At 58.4% G+C, this 855-nt stretch carries 2 protein-coding genes; both read right to left on the bottom strand.

Annotation, left to right across the window (positions count from 1 at the left end; all coding sequences use genetic code 11):
* Positions 1–55: 55 nt before the first annotated feature.
* Entirely contained in the window at positions 56–433 is a 378-nt protein-coding gene (locus tag A3730_RS30080) for a YraN family protein (RefSeq protein WP_082872471.1), read from the bottom strand.
* Positions 414–855: penicillin-binding protein activator (locus A3730_RS29185; protein ID WP_197477761.1), on the bottom strand; the 442-nt coding region annotated here is incomplete at its 5' end. The genes A3730_RS29185 and A3730_RS30080, both read right to left, overlap by 20 nt.

Genomic DNA, 855 nt, shown 5'->3' with positions numbered 1-855 from the left:
ATGTCCTGTTCGCTGAGTTCAGGGTCGCTCAATCTTTCACATTCTGCTGTGTAGCTTATTCGCTATAAAAGGCGTTTTGTATCCATTGGTAAAGGACAGTCTGCTGGTTGTCCGGTTCCATGCCCAGCACATCGAATCGGCAGGGCCGGTGATGATGTTCCGGGTGGCGGGCCAGAAAGTGCTGGGCCGCGCTGATCAGTCGCCGTTGTTTATTCTGATCCACCGAGGCAAGCGCGCCACCATGGCTCTGGTGTTTGCGCCAGCGCACTTCGGTGAAGACCAGAGTGTCCTGATCCAGCAGGATCAGATCAATTTCTCCCTGACGGCAATGGAAGTTGCGCTCCACAACGGTCAGTCCCTGGTCGACCAGCCACTTCGCGGCAAGCTTTTCCGCGTCCCGGCCGGTGTCTTTCTTACTGCGTAGTAGCGGCACGGGGAAGGCTGTTTTGGCCTGTCTCGGTCACTTGTGGCAGCGTTTTTGCCTTGCCGCCCACAAAAACCGCCCAGTTCAGTTCGCGAACAATGCGCTGGTTTTCCATGTGCAGGCGGCCGGTGACACCGGGGAGCTCGCTGGAGGGCAGGGCGTTCAGCAGATACAGCCGCCCTTGCAGCCGGTAGGCATCGATGCCCATGGCAAACAGGCGTTCGTAGCGGCCATGGCCGTCTGGCCATTGCTGGTTGGCGGCGTCATGCAGGGCCTGATTGTCGTCAGTGAGAATCCAGGGCATGTCGACAAAGCGGATGCCGTTAAGATCCTGGTCACGACGTGGGTTGTCTTCACCGCTGTAGATCAGGGCGGTGGAGTAGACCGGCAGGTCTTTGGCGTAGTGGAAGTTCAGTGCGGGTTTCACCTGG

This window comes from Alcanivorax sp. HI0044 (assembly GCF_001634945.1).
This window is presented reverse-complemented; position numbering and strand designations above follow the sequence as displayed.